Raw genomic sequence first — 598 nt, forward strand, 5'->3', positions numbered from 1 at the left:
ACAACCGTCGCATCGCACGATGCGCGGAATCTTCGGCGAACTCTACGAAAGCGACGCCTGGCGACTGTTTCCCGGAAGCGAGGAAGCGAACGACGACGTCTCGCGTTCGGGCAGCGGATCGAGCCTGACCCAGACCGCCGCCCTGCGGCGCGAACTGCCCGACCTGATCTCGCGACTCGGTGTCCGCAGCCTCCTCGACGTACCGTGCGGGGACTTCCACTGGATGTCCCACGTGGAACTCGGCGTGGACACCTACCTCGGGGCCGACGTCGTCCCCGAGGTCGTCGAACGAAACCAACAGCGCTTCGCGCGCCCGGGCCGCGCGTTCCGCGTCCTCGACATCACCCGCAGCCCCCTCCCCCAGGTCGACCTGGTCTTCTCGCGCGACTGCCTGGTCCACTTCAGCGACGCCGACGTACGAGCCGCCCTCGACAACGTGCGGCGCAGCGGCTCGACCTACTTCGCGACGACCACCTTCACCGGCCGGACCAGCAACGCCGCCGACATCGAGACCGGCGGCTGGCGCTCCCTCAACCTGTGCCGCGCGCCCTTCTCGCTCCCCGCCCCGCTCCACGTGATCGACGAGCGGGGCACGGAG

The 598-nt window shown here is 69.4% G+C and carries 1 protein-coding gene; it reads left to right on the forward strand.

The annotated features are described in order from the left end of the window. Positions 1–19: 19 nt before the first annotated feature. On the forward strand, positions 20–598 hold a 579-nt coding region (locus tag KUM32_RS39375; protein WP_217146550.1), incomplete at its 3' end, for a class I SAM-dependent methyltransferase.

It is taken from the genome of Streptomyces sp. AC627_RSS907, assembly GCF_019049165.1.